We start from the raw sequence: 23,374 nt of genomic DNA, 5'->3' as shown, positions 1-23,374 counted from the left end.
GATCCTAAAGGACCTCGGCGGTGTTAGACAATTCCACCGGGGTGCCATGCGGCCTGGCCAGTTCGAAATCGCGATAGGCGCCGGGGTCTCCCGTCATTCCTGCTTCGGCCGCCTTGGCGATGTTGTACATCTCGCGGGCCGTCACGTAGTGCAGCACGTGGCGCTTTCCGTCGTTGTAGGCGGATTCGAGATAACTGTGCATGTCGTCCACCGGCTTGCCGAGCAGCGTGTCCATGTCGCCTTCCTGCGTGCCATGCGTATGGATCTTGATGAAGACCCATTCCGGCCTCCCCTCGACATGGACGCCCGTGCGGACCCACTGGTCCACGCGGGAAGGCGTGGGCGGGGAGCCGCGGCGGATATCCGAATTCTCGATGCGTGGAATGATGCCGAAGCGACGGCTCTTCCAGTTGAGGCCGAGCACGCCCTGGATGATCAGGAGGTCGCCCGAGGGCTTGCCGCCCACCCGCATGGGAACGCCCGTGTCATGCGACTTGCACTTATGCGGATCGTCCGTCGCATAGTAGATCGCGTTCGACATGCGTGTCTGCGTGTCGCTGGGCGCGGAGGGCAGGGTGAAGTCGGCGTAGCAACCCAGCTCGCGCAGCAGGATCAGTTCGTTGTCGATGCCGCACCAGCGGCCGTCTGCACGTGAGTTGTCCAGGCACCAGTTGCCGTGTATGAAGGCGAAGCGAAGCTGGCCGGTGACGGGATCGCGTGGCAGCGCACCGTGCTTCTCGTGCAGAAGCCGGTTGAAGCGATCCATGGTGGCGACGAAGTTTTCCGGCGTGTCGTTGTCGTGGTGCAGGTGGATCTCGATTTCACCGTAGCCGTCGGCACAGAGCGCGGCGATCTTGTCCAGGTGCTCCTCGACGTATTCCTCTTCGGGGTAAAAGAAACTGTGCTGCGGCACCCGCCCGTCGGCGTCGCGGTGGCGCGATGCCATGGCACGGTATTCGTCGCACCAGCGATCGACGCGGCGGCGTTGGGTAGCCATGTCGACCCGGCCCCAGTTCGGCTCGAAATGGTCCACGAAGCAGAACAGCACATGCACGGGTCCGTCCACCTTAGGCGGCTTGCGCCGGGTGAGGTTGCCCCACAACCAGTACTGCATGTTGCGCGCGCGGATCGCCACCGTGACGGCGGCGGCGAAGAGCAGGATCACGACGAGCAGGACGATGACGATCACGCGGCGGCTCCGGTCGGGACCAGGGTGAGCAGTTGCTCGGCATTGTTGCGCCATTGCCGCTCGCTGGCGATGTAGTCGCGCGCGGCATGGCCGACACGTTTGCGTTCGTCCGCACGCTGGGCCAGTTCGAGCACGCGCTCGACGCAGGCCGCGGCGTCGCCTCGCGGGAACAACCAGCCCGTATGGCCGTCGACGATCACTTCCGCCACGGGCGCGTAGTCCGGCGCGACCACGGCCACGCCCATGCCCATGAACTCGAACAGTTTCATGGGTGAGCCGTAGTGGTTGGAATTGGGCAGTACCGCGTAATCCATGCAGGCGATCCAGCTGGCGACCTCGTCGTGCGGGACGCGGCCGGGCAGGAGCACGCGGTCGGACAGCCCGCGTGCCGCGATCAGTTCGCGTACCGCCGGCAGGGTCTTGCCGTCGCCGACGAAGACCAGGGCGAGGTCGGGCACGCTGTTCAGGCGGTTGGCGATGGCCTCGACGAAGCCATCCACGCCATGCCAGTGGGCGAAGGCGCCGATATGGCCGCAAACGATGCGGCCGTCGAGGCCGCGTTCCGCACGCAGGCGCTCGCGGTCGAAGCGGGTGGGATCGAAGCGTGGCAGGTCCACCGCGTTGGGTGAGACCACGGAAGGAGCGATGTCACCATAGGAGGCGCTGGCGATGTCGCGGAAATAGGTGGAGATGAACACCAGGCCGGTGGCATGGCGCAGGCACCAGCCTTCGATGCGGCGAGCCACCCCCCTCATGGTCAGGGGACGCACGCGATCGACCAGTGCCGAGTCGTTGATCTCCAGCACCAGCGGTATGCCACGCCTGCGTGCGAGCCACACGGTGGCGAAGAGGAACAGCGAGTAGCGTTCGTAGATCAGTTGCGGCGCGGCGCGGCGCCACGCCCAGGCCATGCGCAGGAGGGTCGCGCCGTTGTAAAGCAACTCGAACAGTTCGAAGACGATACCCGGGAGCTTCGTCACGAACCGCGCGAGTCTTCCGCGTCCTGCCCCGGTGGCTGCTTCGCTCTCCCGTTCCGGATCGGCGCCGGGAAACGACATCACCGTCACGTCGTGACCCAGTTCACGCAGTGCGCCGACGATGCCCCGGATGTGCACGCCTTCCACATGGCGGCCGCGCGTGCGGTGGTGGTAGAGGATCCTCACGATGCGTTGCCCGGCAAGGCGGCGAAGCGCATGCCCTGGTCGAGCCATTCCGGGAGAAGCACGTCGAGGGCGTCGGCCGCCTTGTCGCTGTCGTCGTGCATCAGCACGATGTCCCCCGCGGCGGGCGGATCGCCGCGCAGGCGTGCCACCAGCGCTTCGACCGGCCGGTCCTGGTAGTCCAGGCTGTCGTACGACCAGTAGACGAAACTGCGTTTGTGCCTGACGAAATGCGCCAGCAAGGGCGCACCCACATAGCCGTGCGGCGGGCGCATGCGATGGTGCGGGCGGTCGTCGAACAGGCGCAGCAGCGCGTCTGTTCGGTGCACCTCGTCGATCTGCCGGGCGAGCGTCATGTTGCTGAAGGACCAGTGGCTGTAGGAATGGTTGCCGATCATGTGCCCCTCGTCGACGATCCGCCGCACGATGTCCGGGTGCTGTTCGATCTTCTCGCCGACCAGGAAGAAGCTGGCCTTCACGCCATGCCTTGCCAGCGTGTCGAGCAACCTGGGTGTATGCGCCGGATCGGGGCCGTCGTCGAAGCTGAGGTAGCGCAGCGCGGAATCCCGCGTGCGGGTAAGCACGAGGTTTTCCGGCAACAAGCCGAGCAGGTCGTGTTTCTTGGGTTTCCAGTTCATGCGTTGGCGCCAAGGTGGGCCGGGGCTCCGGCGGCGACACGGCCGAGCATGCGCTCGAGCCGGTCGATGTTCTCGTCCCAACGAAAGGTCGCGGCATGCGCGGCGATCGCGGTGGGGTTGAAGTGACGCTCGAAGGCTTCCACCAGCGCGGTGCCGAGTTCGTGCGGCTGGTGGGGTGGCACGAGGATACCCGCGTGGCCCGGAACCACCTCGGGAATGCCCCCGACCGCGGTCGCGACGATCGGCGTGCCGCAGGCCATGGCCTCGAGTATCACGTTGGGCACGCCTTCGTTGTGGCTCGGCAGGCAAAGCACGTCGGCGGCACGGAACCAATCCGCCAGCGCGGCGTGGTCCACGGCGCCTTCGAAATGCACGGCCGTGGCGCAGCACAGGGACGCCGCGCGGTCCTCGAGGTTGGCCCGGCTTGCGCCGTCGCCGACATAGACCAGGCGGGCGTCGTGGTGGCGCTTGGCCAAGGCCGGAAATGCTTCGATCAGGTCGTGGCAGCCCTTGGTGGCCTTGAGGTTGCCCACGTACAGCACGATCGGTGCCTCGGGTGGCAGGCCCAGGCGCTGGCGCGCGGCGGTCCGGTCGCCACGGTGGAAGATGCGCGTATCCACGCCGTTGTAGATGGTTTCCACGCCGTCGGGCCGCGCACCGAGATCGACGGCCTTCCGTGCCAGCGCCTTGCTTACCGCGACCACGGCTCCGGCACCACGCAGCGCGGAGCGTATCTGGGGGCGGCGCAGACGCGAGGCGGCCTGTACGTTGAGATCGCTGCCGTGCACCTTCACGACATAGGGAATGCCGAGCAGGCGCGCCACCCATGCGCCACCCGCCGCGTCCGGGTAGGCCCAACTGGCCAACAGCACGTCGTAGCGGCCCCGGCGCAGGTCACGGCCGCGCTGCCACATCACGCAGGCGAAGAAACAGAGCGCGTTGAGAAAGCGGCCGATGCCGGGCGGATGGTAGAACGTGAAGTGATCGCGCCGGACGCCCGGGACATCCACCGTGCCCTGCACGCCACCCATGCGTTCGCGGAAATCCACCGCGGTCAGTACGTCTACCTCGTGGCGTTCGGCCAGGCGTTGGAACTGCTGCCGGTTGAACGCGCCGCGGCGGGGATCCCAGGGGGTGGGAAAGAGGTTGGTGAGGACCAGGATCTTCATGATGCGCACTCCATGTCGCCGAAGTAGAGTCGGCCATAGCGCGCGGCCATGGCCTCCATCGATCCGTGCGTCTCGACCCAGGCGCGTGCCGCGAGGCCGAGCGTGGAGGCGCGGTGCGTCGCGTGCAGCAGTTCCAGGATGGCAGCGGCAAGGGCGGGTGGATCGCAGGCCGGCACCAGCCGCCCGGTGTCGCCGTCGCGCACGATTTCCGCGTTGCCGCCCACGTCGGTCGCGACGATGGGCAAGCCGGCGGCGCAGGCTTCCAGCAGCGCCATGGAATACCCCTCGGTCACCGAGGAAAGCGCGAACAGGTCGAAGCCCTGCAGCAGGTCACGCACGTCGTCGCGGTCGCCCAGGAAATGCACGCAGCCGGCGACTCCTTCGTCGAAGGCGGCGGCGCGCAAGGTCTCGCGCAACTCGCCATCGCCGACCAGCACGAGCGCGGTGTCCGGCCGGGCGTGGCGAACGATACGGAACGCGCGGATCAGGCTCATCTGGTCCTTTGCCCAGTTCAGCCGGCCCACGCTGCCGATGATCCGCGTGCCGCGCGGCACGCGGATCATCCGGGTGAGGCGCTCGTGCATGATGTCCGACGCCACGTCGAAGCCATCGAGGACGATGCCGTTGGGCACCACGCACGTCTTTCCGGCCGGCGCGATGCCGCGCCGCACCGCATCGGTGCGCGCCGCTTCACAGACGGCGACGACGGCGTCGGTAGCCTTGAGCGCACGGCGGAACAACCATTCGCGCCGGCCGGGCTTTCGCTGCGCACCCATGCCGTGACGCGTGTTCACCACCTGGCGGATGCCCATGCCGGCGCTGGCGAGCACCGCCTGGTAATGCGCCACGGCGTTATGCGTGTGCAACACCTCGGTACGGTGGGCGGCCAGCCACTGGCGGGCACGCCCGAGGGCGCGCAGGTCGAAGCCGGTGCGCTTGTGGCAAGCCGCCACCGGGATGCCGAGCGCATCCAGTTCGCCCGCCAGCGAACCGCGTTCGAACAGGCACACCACCTGCACCTTGTGACCCTGGCGATGCTGTTCCTTGACCAGGTCCAGGACCATGCGCTCGAGACCGCCGCGGTTGAGGTTCTCCACGAAGTGGGTGATGTTCACGAGGCGAGCTCCGAGACGGTGACGCGCAGCTTTCCACTGCGTGTCAGCGGAATGTCCTCGACGAAATGGCAATGCAGTTCGGCGCTGTCACCTAATACCTTGCCCACTTCGCGGCGAATGTAGTCGAGCGAGGCGTCCTCGAACCCACGGCCGCGCACGATCGAGAGGTCGAGCCGGTCGAGACGCCGCTGGACGAGCTGGAAACGGGCGAGCCCTGGCACGTCCTTCAGCATGTGCGGGAAGAATTCGCCCGGCAGGATATGGCCCGCCGGCGTGCGGATCGCGTCCAGCTTGCGCCCGTCGACGGAGGCGAGCAGGGGCAGGCCGCGTCCACAGGTGCAGCCGGACGTGGCATGGGTGGCCATGTCGCCGTTGACGTAGCGGATGAATGGCATGCCGTAGTTGAACAGGTCGGTGATGGCGACTTCGCCGCTGCCCGATGATGACGGCGTGCCTTCATGATCCAGCGTCTCGACGACGAGGTGATCCGCGTTCACGTGCAGGCCCTGCCGGTGCTCGCACTCTGAGGCGATGAGCATGAATTCCCGGCAACCATAGGTGTTATATGCGGGCGCGCCGAACGCGCGCTCGATGATGTCGCGCTGGAACGGATGCAAGGCCTCGGCGGCACCGATGACGGAGGCCGGGCGAGCGACCTGGCGATGGTTCGCGAGCAGCCATTCGGCCAGCCGGACCAGCGGTCCGACATAGCCGACCACCACTTCAGGGCGGTACGCATCGATGGCGTCGGCGTAGCTGGCCATGTTCGACTCGTTCATGTGGAAGCTGTCGAGCAGCTTGCGCGCGAACACGGCGTTGTAGACCCGGTCCTTCAAGCGGTGCGCCGCACTGGGATTGCCGACGGCACCGCCCCAGAGGAACAGCGTGCGCCGGCCCATCCGCGATCCCGCCCAGCCGTAGCCGCGCCACATCACCGCAACGCGCCGGTCGTTGCTTTCGCGGGTGAAGCCGAACCGCAGCGGCTCGCCAGTGGAGCCGCCCGTGGCTTTGTAACCGAGCGACGCCTTGAGCGAAGTGGCCTTGATCTCTTCCGCGTTGTCGCGGATGTCCGCCTTGGTCAGCACGGGTAGCTTCGCGTAATCGTCCATGTCGCGGATGTCCTGCGGCACGATGCCCAGCGCGTCCCAGCGTCGCTTGTAGTAGGGCACTTCGCGATAGCACCAGTCGAGCAGCCGCTTCAGGCGCTGGAATTGCAACGAGGCCACTTCCCCGGGCGCCAGCCACTGGTCGCGCTCGTAGCGGCGCATGTAGGTGGGCGTGTCGCGACGGCGCAGGCCGCCTTCGTAGGCGGGCCAGATGACGCGGCGCAGCGCGGTCTCGTAGAGGTTCATGTGGTTCTCAGGAGCACGGCGACGAGGACGAACAGGGCGAACACGCTGCACGCGCCGGCGGGCAACCAGCGCCATCCTCCGTTGGAGAGGCGGAACAGCGGCAGGGTGGGCCAGCGCTGGCGCGCACCGACGTAGTAACCGGCGACCATGGCCGCGATGAGGTAGAGCACCACCATGTAGCTGCGGCTGAGGAAGAAGGCGGCGGCGAACAGGCCGCAAAGCGAAAGCAGCAGGGTCAGCGCCATCTGCCGTTCGGCGGCCCATTCCGCCTCGACCGTGGGATTGCCGCCGGCCGGGCCTTGATGGCGGACGATCGTGAGCATCATCCAGAAGCCGTAGCCGACGAAGGCGAGCCACAACACGAAGCCGATGAATCCGGTCTCCGCCAGCACGAGCACGAAGGAGTTGTGCGCGGTCAGGTCGTTGTATTCGGTGAAGTTGCCCGGACCGACGCCGAAGGCGGGGTGCTCCCGGAACATTTCCAGGCCCGAGTACCAGGCATCGACGCGCCCCGCGGCGGATTCCTCGCTGGCGTCGAGGGCTTCCATGCGCGAGGACACGAGCTTCATCGCCGCCAGGCCGACGACGCCGATCGCGGCGGCGACCAGGGTGCCCTTGCGGTACCAGACATAACAGCCGGCCACCACGAGCACCGCCAGCATGGCGCCGCGCGAGTTGGTGAGGTACGTGCCGTAGAGCAGCAGCAGCGCCGCCGCGAGCCATACCGCGCGCATCGCGCCGGCGCCGCGCCTGCCGAGGAACACGGCCATGGGCAGCGTCGCCGCGAACAGCAGGCCGAGGTCGTTGGGATCGTTGAAGATGCCCACGTACTGGATGCGCCCGCCTTCGCTCAGCGGGGTTCCCGTCCAGCCCATGCCGGTGCTGGCCTGCTCGACACCGTGCAGGGCAAGCACCACGGCGCAGGCGACGAACACGCCCATCGCGATGCGCACCCGCTTCTGCGTGCCGCATGCCGCGCCGAAGACGAAGAAGGCGATCACCACGGGGCCGAATCGTGCAAGCTCGTCCAGCGCGCCGCCAGCCCAGCCGTTGCTCATCTGCGAGACCATGAGGATCAGCAGGAAGGCGGGCAGGATGACGAACTGCGGCGCTTCGAAAGTCTTGGAGCGCGACGCCAGCCATGCGATGAAGGAAAGCAGGAGCACTACCGGAAGGATGGGCACGGTCTCCAGCCCGGCGATGTAGTCCTGCGGGCGGATGATGGTGAGCACGACGTAGAGGAGGATCAGGGGGAACATGGCCGCTCCCGGGGTCCGGCCGCCTGGTGGGCGGGCGTCGGGTAGCTCATCAGTTGCGGCAGGGCCAGCATCGCGGCGAACCAGCCCGGCCCCATGTTGCTTTCCACCGGCAGGCGATAGAGCGAGTAACGGTTCTCGCTGGGTTCCGCATTGGTCCCGCACACGTAGCTGCACGCGAGCTGGAAGCCGGCATGGCGCGTGGCCGAGATCACGTCGTCGTTGTATGCGCGATCGCCACCGACCGGGTAGGACATGAGCACGGCGGGATGGCGTAGTTCGCGGTCAAGCGTGGCCTTCGAAGCGAGGATCTCGCGCTCCATCTCGTCGCGGGGAAGGCGGGCCAGCATGCGGTGATGCACGCCGTGCGAGCCGAACTCGAGGCCGGCCGCCTCCATCTCGCGCGCCTGGTTCCATGTCATGGGGCGGCAGTCGACGGGACGCGCGTTGGCCGAGGGCATGTCCCATTCCCCTTCCAGCCGCTCGATCATGGCGCTCTGGCCTAACGCGTCCAGCCACTTCATGCGCAGCAGCACGTTGCCGGCGATACGCCGCCGGTGCGAGCGGTCCGGCGGCAGGGCGACATCGATCGACAGCTCCGGAAGGACCAGTCTCGCCGCCTTCGTGAGCAGGATCATGTGCACCAGCCAGTCGTACGCGTACGGCCGGCCCGAGTCGATGTGCCCGGTGGAAACGAAGAAGGTGGCCGGCACGCCGACCTCGTCGAGGATCGGCGCGGCGATGCGGTAGTTGTCGTCGTAACCGTCGTCGAAGGTGACCGCCACGGTATCGGGCGGCAACGCTTCGCCGGCGTCGAGCGCGGCGACGATGTCGGTCAGGCGCATCGGCCGGAAATACTTCTTTATCCTCAACATCTGCTCGCGGAATTCGGCCGGCGGCGTGCTGATGAGTTCGAGATCGAAGCCGAAGGTCTCCGGGTCCGGGAGCGGCATGACGCGGTGATAGGCGAGGATGCGCAGGTCGCGCTGCCACCACGCACGCACGCGTTGCAGCGAATGCAGCAGGCCGCTGGAGTAGCACAACTCGCCGAGCCGGCCACGGATGCCGGGCGCGCCGCGCATGGGCATGGAGGTCACCATAGGTGTAGCCTTCGATTGCGCGCGAAGGCCAGGAGCGCCTGCGCCGCGAAGAGGTTGAGGTAGAAGAACGCGACCGCGATGCGCAAGGGAAGCAGGCGGCCCAGCGGCGGTTGCAGGCGTGCGAGCCCGACGAGCAGCAAGCCGCCGACGAGCCCGCCGAACGCGATCGCATACATCGGGTGGCGCGTGAACAGCAGCCCGGTGCTGACCGTGAGGGCCAGGATGAGCCATGGCGCGAACAGGCGCAGCAGCTTATGGCTGACGAAGCGGAACCACAGCGGGTTGCGCCACGGCGCGAGCAGCCATGGCGCGAGCTGGATCAACTGGTAGTTGCCGGCGAGCGTGCGGATCTTCCGGCGCCGTTCGTCCGCGGGCAATTGCGATGGCTGGTCCCATGCCATGGCCTTCGGCTCGAAGACCACGCGCTTGCCTTGCGCCGCCACGCGCATCGGCACGAGCACGTCGTCCAGCACGGTGCCGGCCGGAAGCGGCTGGAACAGCGAACGGCGTATCGCATACAAGGCGCCGCTGACCCCGATCGTCGAGCCGGAAAGGCTTTCCGCGTGGCGGATGCCTTTTTCATAGCGCCAGTAGAAATCGACGCCCTGGGCGAAACCGCTGCGCACGTTCTCCATGTGCAACTCGCCACCGACCGCGCCCACCGTGGGATCGCCCAGGTTGGCGAGGAGTTCCTTCAGCGCCACCGGGGAAAGTTTCTGGCGTACATCCGTGAACAGCAACACTTCGCCACGCGTGAGTGCCACGGCGTCGTTGATGCAGGCGGCCTTGCCACGGCGATTGGGAAAATCGAGCACGGTCACCCGCGGATCGGTCGAACGCCGTGCCATCGCCACTGTCAGGTCGTGGCAACCGTCGCAGGCGATGACGATGTCGATCAGCTCGGCGGGGTAGTCCAGTTGCCTGAGGCTGGCGAGCTTCGCGCGGATGAAACGCTCGCCATCGTGCACGGCCATCACGATGCTGACCGTGGGAAGGATGGCGCGCCGCGCCACCGGCATGGGACGCAGGCGTGCCTGTATCCACACCAGCAGCGGATAGCCGATGAAGACGTGGACCAGCAGGGCCGCCGAACTCCAGCAGACGAACCAGGCGATGTGTGTCATGTCGGCGTTCCCCCCCGGCCGCCAGCTCAGCCGCGCCCGAGCAGGCGGCTGAGCAAGCCACGTTTCGTGGCGGGCGCCATGGCGGCGGGCGTCGCGACGGCCAGTTCCGCCGCCAGCGTACCGAGCGTGCCATTGGCGATGTCGAGCAGGTTGAGTTGCACGCCCGTGAGTTTCTGCACGCGGACGGCCATGTCCACCGCGAGCAGGGAATGGCCACCCACGTCGAAGAAGTTGTCGCTGGTGCGGATGCGCGACATACCGAGCAGTTCGGTCCATACCGAGGCGAGCAGCCGCTCGCTTTCGCTTTGCGGTTCCGTGCTCTCCATCGAGGCGCCCGGCTGGGCTTCCGCGGGAAGCGGCAAGGCCGCGATGTCGACTTCGCCCGTGGCGAGCGCGGGCAACGCGTCCAGCACCACGAGGTGCGCGGGCATGGCCAAGGCCGGAAGCGACGTGGCGAGCGCGGCACGCAGGCCGTTGGCATCGGGCGGATTGCCCGGTGCACCCACGGCGTACGCGTCGATGCGCGGGAGTCCGGCATGATCGGTACGGGCCACCGCAAGCGCTCGCACGATGCCAGGCTGGGCCAGCAACAGGGCTTCGATCGCCGCCGGCTCCACGTCCAGGCCATGGCGGCGGATACGCCGGTCGCCACGGTCGATCAACTGTAGCTGACCGTCGGCCAGCCAGCGTCCGCGATATCCGGTGCGCAGCAGGCCGCCCTCGGCCGGCTGACGTTCCGCGTGCGCGCGCTGGCCGAAGGGCATGGCGAGCGTGCGGCCGCCGACACCGACCTCACCCGTCGCGCCGATCGGACAGGGCTCGCCATCGCCGTCGAGAATCCAGATTTCCGCGTGGTTGGCCGGGCGGCCTTCGTGCAAGGCGTCGGCGATGCGTTCCACGCGCCCACAGGTGGCGACGGGGGCTGAAGCCGCGTCGCCGAACAGTGTCCACAACTCGCTCGCGGAAGCGGCGATGCGTGAGGCCATGTCCGGTGTGGGCGTCCCGCCGGTGACGACGGCGCGCAGGCGGCCATCGCCCGTCCAGCCCCTGCCGATGAGCGCATGCCATGTTTCAGGCGAGGCGATGAAGGTGTCCAGGCTGCCCAGGTCGCCGTGTGCGATATCGTGTTCGTCCGCGATGCGCCAGGTGGCCCCGTATGCGAAGGCGAAGAGGGGCGCGATGACCGAGAGCGGATCGACCGGCAGGGCATCCGCGGAGAGGCGCTGGCCCGCTTCGACGGGGAGTGTGCCGGCGAGACCTTCCACGGCTCCCGCGACGGCGCGATGCGAAAGGGCCGTGCCTCGCGCCTTGCCGTCGGGGCCAAGGATATGGAAAGCGATGGCCGCGTCGTCAGCGTCCGGACGCGCCGCGAAGTCGCCGTCGTCGGCGACGGCGGCGTCGAGTTCAGCATGGTCCGCGTCCAGCCAGAGAGCGCAGGCCCGTGGCCAGTCGAGGGTCGTTTCGAGCGCCGCGTCACCGACCAGGACGGTCATCCGCGCATCGGCGAGGATGTCGCGCAGGCGTGCCGAGGGGTCCGCCCGGTCCAGCAACAGGGCCGTGCCGCCTGTCCTGGCGATGGCCAGCAGGGCGGCGAGTCGGTCCGCGCCCGGGTCGACGCAGAGACCGACGACGCTGCCGGTCCGGGCGCCGCGTTCGCGCAACAGCGCCGCCATGCGGCCCGCGCGACGCAAAAGCGAGGCGTAACTCGTTTCGCGATGCCCTTGCGCGATGGCGATCGCGTCGGGCGAAAGCGCCGCCGCGCGCGCCACCATGGTGTAGACGTCCGTCGGCAGGCCGATGTCCGCGCCGGGCGTGTTCCAGTCGCGCATGCGCTCGCGCTCGGCCGCCGTGGCTGCCGTTAACGCGCCCACGGCGATCGCGGGGTCGGCGGCGACCTTGCGCATCATGCCGAGGTAACGCTCGCGCATCAGCCGCGCGGTATCCGCCTGCAGGAGGTCGGCGTTGTACGTGACGCCACCGACCATGCCGGCGTGCCCCTCCAGGAACCAGAGGCCGAGGTCTTCGGTGGCACCGCTCTGGAACAGAAGGATCTGTTCATGGGCGAGGCCGCCCCAGTCCACCACGCGCTGGCGTGCGTCCTGGAATGAGAACAACGCCTGATAAAGCGTGGCGCCCGCGCCGTGGCCGACCTTCAGTTCCCGCTGCAGGTACTCCAGCGGAACGTCGGGGTGACCGAAGGCCTCGATGGCGGTGCGCTTCACGTGGCGGACGAACTCGAGGAACGACAGCGCCGGATCGACGCTCACGTGCAACGGCAACAGGTTGTTGAAGTAACCCATGACCGATTCCACCTCGGTCTGGTTGCGCCCGCGTACCGGCGTGCCGACGACGAGATCGTGCTGGCCGGCGGAACTCGAAAGCATGGTGAAGTACAGGGCGAGAAGGGTCATGTTGAGCGTGGCGTCCGCCTGGCGGGCCACCTCGTGCATCGCGTCGGTATCCTCTCGCGACACGCGGATCCATTCGGTGCGGCCGAGGCCGGACATGCCCGGGCGACGCGGATGGTCGGTGGGCAGCGCGCGCACGTCGCCCATCTGCGCGAGACGCTCCCGCCAATAGCCGAGCTGGGCCTGGAACGCCGGTGATTCGAGCCACTCCGCGTGCCATTCGGCGAAGTCGCCATAGGTCACGGGGAGGGGCGCCAGGGGCGAGGCTTGCCCGGCGGCGAAGGCGCGGTACAAGGCGGACAGTTCGTTGTAGAGGATGTCGAACGACCAACCGTCCCAGATGATGTGGTGCGGCATGAAGAAAAGCGCGTGCTCGTCGTCGGCGAGGCGGAACATGCGCGCACTGAAGAGCGGCGCGGCGCCGAGGTCGAACGGCGTATCCGTCAGTTCCTGCAGGCGCTGCATCAACCGGGCCTCGCGCTCTTCTGCCGGCAGGTGGCTGAGGTCCTCGGCAGGGAAGAGCGGATACTCCAGTTGCGGCACGACGACCTGGGCGATGTCGGCGCCGATGTCACGGAACGCGGTACGCATGATCGGCTGCCGCTGGATCAGGGCCTGGAAGGCCATGTCGAAGGCGTGCTCGTCGAGCTTGCCGCGCAGGCGGTGTGCCGACGGCGCGTTATAGGTGACGCGGCCGGGATGCATCCGTTCCAGTGCCCACAGGCGGCGCTGCATCAGGGACAGCGGCGCGTGGTCCTGCGCCGCGGCGGGACGGTGACCGATCGGCGCGGTGGGCGGTGCGGCGCCGCTTGCGACCTGCGAGCCGATTTCGGCGGCGAGCCGTTCGATCGTCGGCGCGTCGAACAGCGTGCGAAAGGAAAGGGTGACACCGAATTCACGGTTCAGCCGCGCCGTCAGCTGGGCGGCCAGCAGCGAGTGACCGCCGAGGGCGAAGAAGTCGTCGCGAATGTCCAGGTCGGGCAGGCAGAGAACGCTTTCCATCGCCGCGGCGACACGACGCTCGTCATCGTTGCGCGGCGCGACGCGCTCGCCGGACGTGGCTATGGAATGGGCGATCGGCGGGGGCAGGGCCTTGCGATCGGTCTTGCCGTTGGGCAGCAGCGGGATCGCGTCGAGAACGAGGATGTGCTGCGGCACCATGTAGTCCGGCAGGCGCGCGCGCAGACGCGCCCGCAGGTCGTCTTCGACCAGGGCGTCGCCACCCTCACGTCCGACCACATAGGCGACGAGCCGCACGTCACCGGGGCGGTCCTCGCGCGCCATCACCACGGCGCGGGCGACGTCCGGCGCATCCGCCAGCACGCACTCGATCTCGCCCGGCTCGATGCGATAGCCACGCACCTTCACCTGGAAATCGAGACGGCCCATGTGCTCGAGCAAACCATTGCTGAGCCAGCGGCCGCGGTCGCCGGTCTTGTACATGCGCGAATCGGGCGCTTCCGACCAGGGATCGGTGACGAACTTCTCCGCCGTGAGTTCGGGACGATCGAGGTAGCCGAGCGTGACGCCGGCCCCACCGATGTGGATTTCGCCGGGCACGCCCAGCGGGCAGTGGTTGCCGCGCTCGTCGAGGATGTGCACCGTCGTGTTGGCGATCGGGCGGCCGATATAGATGCCGCCGCGCGGATCGGACACACGCCAATAGGTGGAGTAGACCGTGGTCTCGGTGGGGCCGTAGCCGTTCCACACTTCGCCGCAGCGGTCGAGCAGCGACTCGGCCAGGTCGACCGGCAGCGGTTCGCCGCCGGAGACCGCGCGGAACGCGGGGCGGCCTTGCCAGCCCGCTTCCACCAGCAGGCGCCAGCCCGCCGGCGTGGCTTGCATCATCGTGGCGTCGCTTTCCTCGATGAGCCGTCGCAGCTGCCCACCGTCGCGAACGTCGTCACGGCCCGCTATGACGATCTCGGCGCCGCTGGTCAGCGGCAACATCAGCTCCATGAAGGCGATGTCGAACGACAGTGTCGTGACCGCGACCAGGCGGTCGTCCGGAGCGATACCGGGCACACGCTGCATGCTGGTGAGGAAATTCGCCGCCGCACGGTGCGGCACGCGTACGCCCTTGGGGCGGCCGGTGGAACCGGAAGTGAAGATCACATAGACGACGGAGTCGGGTGTGGCGGCGCGGCGGTTGCGTTCGGGCCGTTCGAACGACGCATCGACGACCTCGCCGCTGTTCAGCGCGACGACGCGCGTGGGATCGAAATCGAAGGCTAGGGGCGTATCGTCGTCCACCACCAGCGCGGCGAGCGAGGCATCCTCGGCCATGAAGGCGAGCCGGTCGGCGGGGAAGGCCGGGTCCAACGGAACATAACCTGCTCCGGATTTCAGGACGCCCAGCACGGACGCGACCATGTCCAGCCCGCGTGCCAGTGACAGGCCGACCAGGTCGCCGTGGCCGATGCCGCGCGCGCGCAACGCGTTGCCGATGCGATTCGCGCGGGATTCCAATGCGGCATAGCTGAGCGAGCGGTCGGCATGACGGACGGCGGCGCGCTCGGGCGCGCGATCCACCTGTTGTTCGAAGAATTCGTGGGCCAGGCGAAGTTCCGGGAAGGGTGTGGGCGCGGGCTGCAGCGCGGCCAGTTCACGGTAAACGGCATCGGAGACGACCGGCACGGCGACGGCGGCTTCCGCGGGATCGATCGCGGCGTGACGCAGCAGAGTCGCGTACGCGTCGAGCCAGCCTTGCACGGTGGCTCCGTCGAACAGGTCGGCGTTGTACTGGCATTCGAGGCGCAAGCCGCCCTCCACCTGTACTGCGTTGACGAACAGCTCGAAATTCTCGAACTCGCGCGGCACCGCTTCCACGTCGAAGCGCAGGCCAGGGAAACGCACCGTGCTTTCATCGAGTTGCGCATCGAGGTTGAACAGCACGGATACCAGCGGCAGGCGCGAGGGATCACGCGCCAGCGAGAGCCGGGCGAGAAGGCTGCCCAGGGTGTACCGCTGGTGGTCGAAGGCGTCGAGCAGATCGTTGCGCACGGCACCCAGCAGGGTCGCGAAGCTCGTGTCTTCGTCGATCCGCGCACGCAGGGGCAGCACGTTCACGCAGTGGCCGACCAGCGTCTGCTGGCCTTCGGCCGCCTGCCCGGCGGTGGGAATGCCGATCACCACATCGTCCTGCCCCGCCAGGCGGCGGAGCAGGACGGCGAACGCGGTGAGCAGGGTCGCGTAGAAACTGGCACCGTGGGCTGCGCCCAGGCGCTTGATCGCCGCGACCTCCGTCGGGTCCAGCATGCGGTCTTCGCGCCGTGAGGCGAACGTACGACGGCGGGGGCGGGGGCGGTCCGTGGGGAGGTCCAGTACGGGCAGCCGGCCTGAAAACCGGTCGAGCCAGTACTTTTCGTCCTCACGGGCCGTCTCGCTGCCGGTGTGCGCAGCCTCGGCCAACGCGAAGTTCGAGAACGCGCCCGCGGGCGCCGGGCCGGAGCCCTGGCCGGTGCGTTGCGCGTAAAGGGCGGCGAGATCGCTCACGATCACGCCGAAGGACCATCCGTCGCAAACGATATGATGCGCGGCGATGGTCAGCAGATGGCGGCCGGCGCCGAGGCGGAACAACTCCGCGCGGACCAGTGGGCCGTTCTCGAGATCGAACGGTGTGGTGACGATGCGCGAGAACGCAGCCATGATCCGCGCGTCGCTCTCGAACGGCGCCAGCAACGACAGGTCGTGGAAGGCGATGGGCAGGGTGACGTGACCGGCCACGAAGAGCCCTTCGCCATCGCCGCTGAACGTCGCGCGCAGGGCCTCGTGGCGGTCGACGACCGCCTGCAATGCCCATTCGAGAGCCGGCACGTCGAGCAAGCCCTTGAGGTCGAGCGAAACCGCTTCGTTATAAGCCAGCGAGGCTTCCGGCTCCAGCCGGGATGCCAGCCACACCTCGTGCTGCGGTGCCGTCGTCGGGACGAGCCGCGTGAGCGGCGCGCCTGCGAACGGGTCGTAGTCGACCGCCGTGGCGGCGGCCAGCTCATTGTGCGTCATGCGGTAACCCTCAGGTACTTGCCCGGCGCATCCGGGTTGGGAACGAACCACGCGGGACGCCCTTCGGGGTCCTTGCCCAGGCGCGCGCCAGGCACGGGCGGGTGCTCGGCATCGAAGGTGGCCGTCTCGCGGCGGCGCGGCAGGAATTCCGCTTCCTGCATTTCGAGGATGGATTCACGGAAGGCGTTCGCGATGGCGGCGAAATCCGCCTCGCTGTGCGCCGTGGTGAAGAAGCAGGGGAAGTTGTCGAGGATGTGGATGCCACGGCTGCGCATCATCGCGAAGAGCAGGTCCTGCAGCGGGTGCTCCTCGGTGAAGATGGTCTTCCACACCGACGAGAAGTGGACGACGTGCACTGGCGCCCCCACGCTCGCGCAGAACGCGTTCAGTTCCTCGGCCATCGCCGTGACCTTCGCGTTGAGCGTGGCCTGCAGGGCGGGACCGTGCTCCTTCAGGTGTGTGAGCACGGCGTGCGCCGCGGCCAGCGCCAGCGGATGACGGACGAAGGTGCCCGCGAAATAGGTGACACCGACCGTCGGCGTGGAATCGTCGCCGAACCGCCAGTGACCGCCGTCCAGCGCGTCCATGAAGCGGCGCTTGCCGGCGATGACGCCGATGGGGAAGCCGCCACCGACGACCTTGCCGTACGACGCCATGTCGGCGTCGATGCCGAGCATCGCTTGGGCGCCGCGCGGGTGCGAGCGGAAACCGGTGACGACCTCGTCGAAGATGAGCAGGGAGCCGGATTCCTCGGTGATCGCGCGCAGTTCCTGGAGGAATTCCACCGGCTGGAAATCGGGGCGGCGGCTCTGCACCGGCTCGACCAGCACGGCGGCGATGGACGACGCCCGCTCGCGAATGATCGCCAGCGATTCCGGTGTGCCGTAGTCCAGCACGAGCACGTTTTCGGAGGTGTTGCGCAGGATGCCCGGCGCGGCCGGAACGGACTTGAGCTTCCTGGTGCCGCGGACGATCACCTCGTCGAAGATGCCGTGGTACGAACCGGTGAAGATCACCAGGGTGTCGCGGCCGGTGACGGTGCGCGCCACGCGCACGCAGCCCATCACCGCTTCGGAACCGGTATTGCACAGGGCGGCGCGGTCGAAACCGGTGAGGTCGCACACCTGCTTGGCGACCACGCCGGCGAGCGGATGCTGCGGGCCGATCTCGTAGCCTGCCTCCAGCTGCGTGCGTACCGTGTCGAGCACGAAGTCGGGCTGCCAGCCGAACAGGTTCATGCCGAAGCCGTTCAGGGCGTCGACGTACATGTTGCCGTCGAGATCCCAGACCTTGGAGCCCTTGGAACGCTCGATCACGATCTGGTAGACGATTTCCTTCAACAGCGGGCGGAAGCCGTTGACGACGCGCGGGTCCGCGAGATGCGGGCGGTGTTCCTCGGTGTACGCCTTCGATGCCTTGCTGCGTTCGATGTAGCGGCGCATGAAGGCGTCCAGGCGTGCACGCTGCCGCGCGGAGAGACTGGTGTTGGCGGAGTGGATCCGGGCGATCGCGCCGAACGCCTTCTTGACGTCGTAGGTGGTGTGGGCGAGCGCCGCTTCCTCGTCGTTCGCGGCAGCAGGGGAATTCCCCTGTCCAGAGGCAGCACCCTGTCCGGAAACAGCACCCTGCTTGGTGGGAGCCGACCCTGTCGGCGATGGAGCCGCCGTATCGCCGACAGGGTCGGCTCCCACCAGAGCAGATCCCACCAGAGCGGCTCCGTATGATCCGGCTCCCGCGGGAGCGGTGGCTCCCGCCAGCAACGCCAGCTGTTCCCGCATGATCTGCATCTGCTGCGCGATCACGTCCTGGACCAACCCGCCGCCGGTGGCCATCGCCACTGGCGCCACCGCCGCGGCCGGTACGGCGACAGCCGCGGCCACGGGCGCCACCGGCTGGGCTTCAGCCGGCAACAGGCGATCGATATGCGCCGCGAGCCGTTCGAACGACGAGCAGCCGTCCATCAGTTCGCGGAAGGTGATCTTCAATGCGTAGGTCTTCTGCAACTGCAACGCCACCTGGGTCAGCGACAGCGAGTCCAGTCCCAGCTCCACGAAGGTCGCCGCGGGATCGACGCCATCCAGTTCGGTGCCGGAGACATCCTCGAACAAGGCGGCGAGTTCGCCGACCAGGCGTTGCGGACGAGCGGTGTTGGCGGGGGCGGAAGGCATCGGCATGGGGGGAAGCTCCGGGACGGCGGCAATGGCGGTGACGGACGGCGCGACAGGCGCCGCCGCGGCGATGGGGGTGACGGACGCAGGGAGGCGCGCGTCGATCCAGTGCCGCTTGCGTTCGAAGGGGTAGGTGGGCAGGCGCACGCGGCGCCGGTTGTCGCGATGGTCCAAGGCGCCGGTGTCGATGGCGGCGCCTGCCGACCAGAGGGCACCCGCGGCCGCGAGCCATGCCACCCGTTCGTCGGCCGGGCCATCGCCCAGTGACGCGACGATGGTGCGGCCGCGGCTTTGCGTGTGCTGACGGGCGAGCAGCGCGAGGCTGGGTCGCGGGCCGACTTCAAGGAACGCGTGCGTACCTTCCTCCAGCACGTGCGACAGCGCCGGCGAGAATCGCACGGTGTGGCGCATGTGCCGCGTCCAGTAATCGGGCGAGGTGGCGTCGGCGTCGGTGAGCGGCGAGCCGGTGAGGGTCGAGACGATGCGCAGGCGCGGCGGCGCCAGCGGCACGGCGGCCACCTCGGCACGGAACGCGTCGAGCACCGGATCCATCATCGCCGAATGGAAGGCATGCGAGGTGTGCAGCAGGCGGCAGGCGACGCCTTCGGCGTCGAGCGCGACGCGGAAGGCCTCCACGGCGTCCGTGGCGCCGGAGACGACGCTCGCGTTGGGCGCGTTTTCGGCGGCTAACGAGAGAGCCTCCGGGAGCCGGGCACGAAGCTCGGCGGCGCCCAGGCGAACGGAAAGCATGGAGCCCGCGGGCAGCGACTGCATCATGCGGCCGCGGCGCGCGACGAGGCGTGCCGCGTCGGCTAACGGCATGACGCCAGCCAGCGCGGCGGCGGCGAACTCGCCCACACTGTGGCCGATCATCGCCACGGGTTCCACGCCGAGACTCATCCACAGGCGGGCTAGCGCGTATTCCAGCGCGAACGTCGCGGGCTGGGTCAACGCGGTAGCCTTCAGCGCATCCGCATCGCCGGCGAACATGCGGTCGCGCAGGTCGAATCCGAGTTCATCGCGCAACGCGCAGGCGACTTCGTCCAGCGCGGCGCGGAACACCGGCTCGGTGGCGTGAAGTTCGCGTCCCATGCCGGCGTATTGCGAGCCCTGACCGGGGAACAGGAACACGACGCCGGGCGACGGGCTCGCACAGGCACGGCACATCGCCGCGGCGGCGACGTCGCGCAGCTTCGCCACCGCATCGTTGGTGGAGACGGCCACGACATGGGTGCGTTGCACGAAGGCCTTGCGGCCGGCGGCCAGCGTCCATGCCGCATCGGCGAGGTTGCCGTCCGGATGGGCCGCCAGGTGGTCGGCGAGACGGGCGGCGGCATGGCCGAGCGCGGTGGGCGTGCGCGCGGACAGCAGCAGCAATTGCGCGCCGCTGGCCGCGTCGGACGGTACGCGCTCGGGCGCTTCCTCGATGATGAGGTGGGCGTTCGTGCCACCCACGCCGAACGAACTCACGCCCGCCCGCAGGGGGCCACCGGCGGTGTGCCACGGGCGCAGCGTGTCGTTCACCACGAACGGGGAGTCCGCGAGGTTGAGACGAGGATTGGCCACCTTGTAGTGCAGGGAGGGCGGCAGGCGGCGCTCGTGCAGGGCGAGCGAGGTCTTGATGACGCTCGCCGCGCCGGCCGCCATGACCAGGTGGCCGACGTTGCTCTTCAGCGAGCCCAGTGCGCAGAAGCCCTTGTCCGTGGTGCCTTGGCGGAACGCCTGCGTCAGGCCCTCGAGCTCGATCGGATCGCCCAGCGGAGTGGCCGTGCCATGCGCTTCGACATAGGAGATGTCGCGCGGCGAGACGCCAGCGTCGTCGAGGGCCATCGTGATCACGGCGGCCTGCCCGGAGGCGTTCGGCGCGGTGAAGCTGGCCTTCACCCCGCCGTCGTTGTTCACCGCCGCGCCGCGGATCACGGCGTAGATGGGATCGCCGTCGCGCAACGCATCGGACAGGCGCTTCAGCAGGACGACCGCCGCGCCGTCACTGAACACCGTGCCCTGGGCATCGGCGTCGAACGCGCGCGTATGCCCATCCGGTGAAAGCATCGAGCCTTCCTGGGCGACGTAACCACTGTTCGGCGGGCAGGCGATCGACGAGCCGCCGGCGAGGGCCATGCCACAGCGGCCCGCGCGGAGGGCGTCGAACGCCTGCGCGATGGCGACCAGCGACGTGGAACACGCGGTGTTCAGGCTGATCGCCGGCCCGGTGAGGTTGAGCTTGTGCGCCACGCGCGTGGCGAGGTAATCCTTCTCGTTGCCGAGCATCACCTGGAAGGCGCCGAGCTTGTCGATCAGGTCGGGCCGGCCACTGATATGGCGCTGATAATACGTCGCGTTGTGCATGCCGCCGAAGACGCCCACCGGTACCTGCTGCGCGTCCGGCACGTAGCCCCCGCGTTCGAGGCATTCCCAACAGAGTTCCAGGAACAGGCGCTGCTGCGGGTCGGTCAACTCGGCCTCGCGCGGGGACATGCCGAAGAAACTCGCGTCGAACTGCTCGACGTCGTCGATCACGCCGCGCGCGGCGACGTAAGCCGGATCGTCGCGATCGGCCGCGCTCACGGCCGGGTCGAGTTCCCCCGGTGCGAAGAAGCGGATCGTTTCGCGGCCGGCACAGAGGTTGTCCCAGAAGGTTTCGACATCCGGAGCGCCCGGGAAGCGACCGGCCATGGCGATGATCGCCACCGGCTCGCCCGCCGCCGGCGCACCACCCGCAAGACGTCCTGCCAACGCTTGCCGGGTGGCGCGCCCTTCGATGGTGGCCGCGATCGCGGCTGGTGTCGGTTCGGCGAAGAAGCCGACCAGGGTAGGGGTCGGCGACAGTTCGTCGTGCACGCGGGTCATGGCACGCGTGGCAAGAAGAGAGCTGCCGCCGAGGTCGAAGAAGTTGTCGTCGCGGCCGACCGCGTCCAGGCCGAGAATCTGGGCGAAGATGGCGCAGAGCCGGGTCTCGATATCGCCACGCGGCGCGACGAAAGGCGCGGCCAGTTCGGGGCGATCGCCGCCGGGCGCGGGCAGGGCGTGGCGGTCCAGCTTGCCGTTGTCGTTGACCGGCAGCGCGTCGAGGCGCACCCAGGCCACCGGCAGCATGTAATCGGGAAGGGTGCGAGCCAGTGCGTCGCGCAGCTCGCGCGCATGTATCGACTCGCCGGTGCCCACGTAATACGCGACCAGCCGCTTCTCGCCCGGCGTGTCTTCACGTGCGACCACCGCCGCGGCGGCGACGCCGGGCAACGCGCGCAGGGCGATGTCGATCTCGCCGGTCTCGATGCGATATCCGCGGATCTTCACCTGGCCGTCGACACGCCCCACGAAGGCGAGGTTGCCGTCGGGAAGCCAATGCACGAGGTCGCCGGTCCGGTACAGCGTGCCGCCGGCGACGAAACGCTCCGCGGTGAGTTCCGCCCGGTTGAGGTATCCGCGGGCCACGCCGGTGCCGCCGATGAAGAGTTCGCCGGTTTCACCGTGCGCCACTTCGTTGCCTGCGCTGTCGAGCACGTGCAGCGAGGTTTCACCGATGGGCGTGCCGATCGGGATCGCGCGCAAGTCGTCGGGCAGCTCGCGCGGGATGGGATAGGTGGTGGCGAACGTGGTGCATTCGGTCGGGCCGTAGCCGTTGACCAGCGTGGTGGCCGGAAGCGCGGCATAGGCCTTGCGCACATGGGGCACCGACAGTGCTTCGCCACCGGTCAGCACGACGCGCAGGCCCGCGAGGCTGGCGGCGTCGTCATCCACGATGGCGTTGAACAGGGCGGCGGTCAGCCAGGCAATCTCCGCACCGTGCCGTTCCACGGTACGTGCGATGCCGCAACCGGTCGGTACACGCTCGGCATGCACCACGCAGGTACCGCCGTTCAGTAGCGGAGCGAAGATCTCGAAGGTGGAGGCATCGAAACCCAGCGGCGCGGCATGCAGCACCTTGGGCGCGTCGAAATCGATGTAGCTGGAGCGCAGGACGAGGCGGAGGATCGAGGTATGCCGGATCTCGACCCCCTTGGGCGTACCCGTGGAACCGGAGGTGTACATGGCATAGGCCAGGTCCTCACCCGATCCCACATGCGGGATCCGCTTCAGCGGCGAGGGGTGCCCGCCTGGGTCTCGCCCGCTGCGCGGGATCGCCGACAAGGTCGGCTCCCACAGGGGTGAGGGCCAGCTGGAGGTTTGGGTGTCGAGGGACGCGACCGTGAACAGGGGAACGTCGTCGGAAACGAAATCCAGTGTTTCGTCCGCGACGATGGCCGCGACGTCCGCGTCACGCAGAGCGAAAGCCACGCGTTCGGCAGGCCAGCGCGTGTCGATGGGCAGATATGCCGCGCCGGCCTTCAATACGCCGAACGCGGCGACGATCGCGTCGGCGGAACGCTCCATGAGCAATGCCACGTAGCTGCCGGGCTCCACGCCCGCCGCCACCAGACCGGACGCCACGCGATCGCTGCGCGAGTCAAGTTCGGCGTAAGTGAGGCTCGACGCGTCCGATGCCACGGCAGTCCGTTCCGGAAAGGCCTTCGCCACCGCGGCGAAGCGACCGTGGACGGTGCCGGTGTCGTCCCCGGCGATGGAAAGTGCTCGATTCATCGTGTGGCCTCGTACCCGTTGGGGGAGCGCGAAGGCATAGGCCGAACGGACGAGGCGGCCAAGACCCCGCCGGGCGATGCGCGATGCGCTTCGCCGCGGCTTGCCCGGTTGC

General features: G+C 68.4%; 11 protein-coding genes. All 11 read right to left on the bottom strand.

Annotation, left to right across the window (positions count from 1 at the left end):
- Positions 1 to 4: 4 nt before the first annotated feature.
- The 11 genes from QFZ41_RS01565 to QFZ41_RS01515 are packed head-to-tail and all read right to left on the bottom strand — an operon-like array spanning position 5 to position 23,262.
- Positions 5 to 1,189 carry a hypothetical protein gene (locus QFZ41_RS01565; protein ID WP_429197146.1) on the bottom strand — a complete coding sequence of 395 codons (1,185 nt, stop codon included), beginning with the start codon at positions 1,187 to 1,189 and terminating at the stop codon, positions 5 to 7.
- Positions 1,186 to 2,352, bottom strand: coding sequence for a glycosyltransferase family 4 protein (locus tag QFZ41_RS01560; RefSeq protein WP_429197145.1), 1,167 nt, complete (start codon positions 2,350 to 2,352; stop codon positions 1,186 to 1,188). The genes QFZ41_RS01565 and QFZ41_RS01560 overlap by 4 nt, the downstream gene beginning before the upstream one ends.
- Positions 2,349 to 2,987, bottom strand: a complete 639-nt coding sequence (locus tag QFZ41_RS01555) for a polysaccharide deacetylase family protein (protein WP_429197144.1) — start codon at positions 2,985 to 2,987, stop codon at positions 2,349 to 2,351. Before QFZ41_RS01555 ends, QFZ41_RS01560 begins: the two co-directional genes overlap by 4 nt.
- Entirely contained in the window at positions 2,984 to 4,156 is a 1,173-nt protein-coding gene (locus QFZ41_RS01550) for a glycosyltransferase family 4 protein (protein ID WP_429197143.1), read from the bottom strand. The genes QFZ41_RS01555 and QFZ41_RS01550 overlap by 4 nt, the downstream gene beginning before the upstream one ends.
- Complete coding sequence (locus QFZ41_RS01545; RefSeq protein ID WP_429197142.1) at positions 4,153 to 5,271, bottom strand: glycosyltransferase; 1,119 nt, start codon at positions 5,269 to 5,271, stop codon at positions 4,153 to 4,155. The genes QFZ41_RS01550 and QFZ41_RS01545 overlap by 4 nt, the downstream gene beginning before the upstream one ends.
- A complete protein-coding gene (locus QFZ41_RS01540) occupies positions 5,268 to 6,623 on the bottom strand; it encodes a phenylacetate--CoA ligase family protein (protein WP_429197141.1) in 1,356 nt (451 codons plus the stop codon). Before QFZ41_RS01540 ends, QFZ41_RS01545 begins: the two co-directional genes overlap by 4 nt.
- A complete protein-coding gene (locus QFZ41_RS01535; RefSeq protein ID WP_429197140.1) occupies positions 6,620 to 7,882 on the bottom strand; it encodes an O-antigen ligase family protein in 1,263 nt (420 codons plus the stop codon). The genes QFZ41_RS01540 and QFZ41_RS01535 overlap by 4 nt, the downstream gene beginning before the upstream one ends.
- Positions 7,870 to 8,967, bottom strand: a complete 1,098-nt coding sequence (locus tag QFZ41_RS01530; RefSeq protein WP_429197139.1) for a polysaccharide deacetylase family protein — start codon at positions 8,965 to 8,967, stop codon at positions 7,870 to 7,872. The genes QFZ41_RS01535 and QFZ41_RS01530 overlap by 13 nt, the downstream gene beginning before the upstream one ends.
- 5 nt (positions 8,968 to 8,972) lie before the next feature.
- The gene (locus QFZ41_RS01525) at positions 8,973 to 10,103 is read right to left on the bottom strand and encodes a glycosyltransferase family 2 protein (protein ID WP_429197138.1); all 1,131 of its coding nucleotides are present in this window, start codon (positions 10,101 to 10,103) and stop codon (positions 8,973 to 8,975) included.
- 26 nt (positions 10,104 to 10,129) lie between these two features.
- Positions 10,130 to 16,513, bottom strand: coding sequence for an amino acid adenylation domain-containing protein (locus QFZ41_RS01520; RefSeq protein WP_429197137.1), 6,384 nt, complete (start codon positions 16,511 to 16,513; stop codon positions 10,130 to 10,132).
- Positions 16,510 to 23,262 carry an amino acid adenylation domain-containing protein gene (locus QFZ41_RS01515; protein ID WP_429197136.1) on the bottom strand — a complete coding sequence of 2,251 codons (6,753 nt, stop codon included), beginning with the start codon at positions 23,260 to 23,262 and terminating at the stop codon, positions 16,510 to 16,512. Before QFZ41_RS01515 ends, QFZ41_RS01520 begins: the two co-directional genes overlap by 4 nt.
- Between the last annotated feature and the right edge of the window lie 112 nt (positions 23,263 to 23,374).

This window comes from Luteibacter sp. W1I16, from assembly GCF_050434905.1.
In the GTDB taxonomy this organism is placed as follows: domain Bacteria; phylum Pseudomonadota; class Gammaproteobacteria; order Xanthomonadales; family Rhodanobacteraceae; genus Luteibacter.
This window is presented reverse-complemented; position numbering and strand designations above follow the sequence as displayed.

Coding starts and splice junctions, on each gene's coding strand:
- QFZ41_RS01520 (WP_429197137.1), bottom strand. CDS start 16,513: ATGACGCACAATGAGCTGGCCGCCGCCACGGCGGTCGACTACGACCCG.
- QFZ41_RS01540 (WP_429197141.1), bottom strand. CDS start 6,623: ATGAACCTCTACGAGACCGCGCTGCGCCGCGTCATCTGGCCCGCCTAC.
- QFZ41_RS01550 (WP_429197143.1), bottom strand. CDS start 4,156: ATGAAGATCCTGGTCCTCACCAACCTCTTTCCCACCCCCTGGGATCCC.
- QFZ41_RS01555 (WP_429197144.1), bottom strand. CDS start 2,987: ATGAACTGGAAACCCAAGAAACACGACCTGCTCGGCTTGTTGCCGGAA.
- QFZ41_RS01535 (WP_429197140.1), bottom strand. CDS start 7,882: ATGTTCCCCCTGATCCTCCTCTACGTCGTGCTCACCATCATCCGCCCG.
- QFZ41_RS01525 (WP_429197138.1), bottom strand. CDS start 10,103: ATGACACACATCGCCTGGTTCGTCTGCTGGAGTTCGGCGGCCCTGCTG.
- QFZ41_RS01530 (WP_429197139.1), bottom strand. CDS start 8,967: ATGCCCATGCGCGGCGCGCCCGGCATCCGTGGCCGGCTCGGCGAGTTG.
- QFZ41_RS01515 (WP_429197136.1), bottom strand. CDS start 23,262: ATGAATCGAGCACTTTCCATCGCCGGGGACGACACCGGCACCGTCCAC.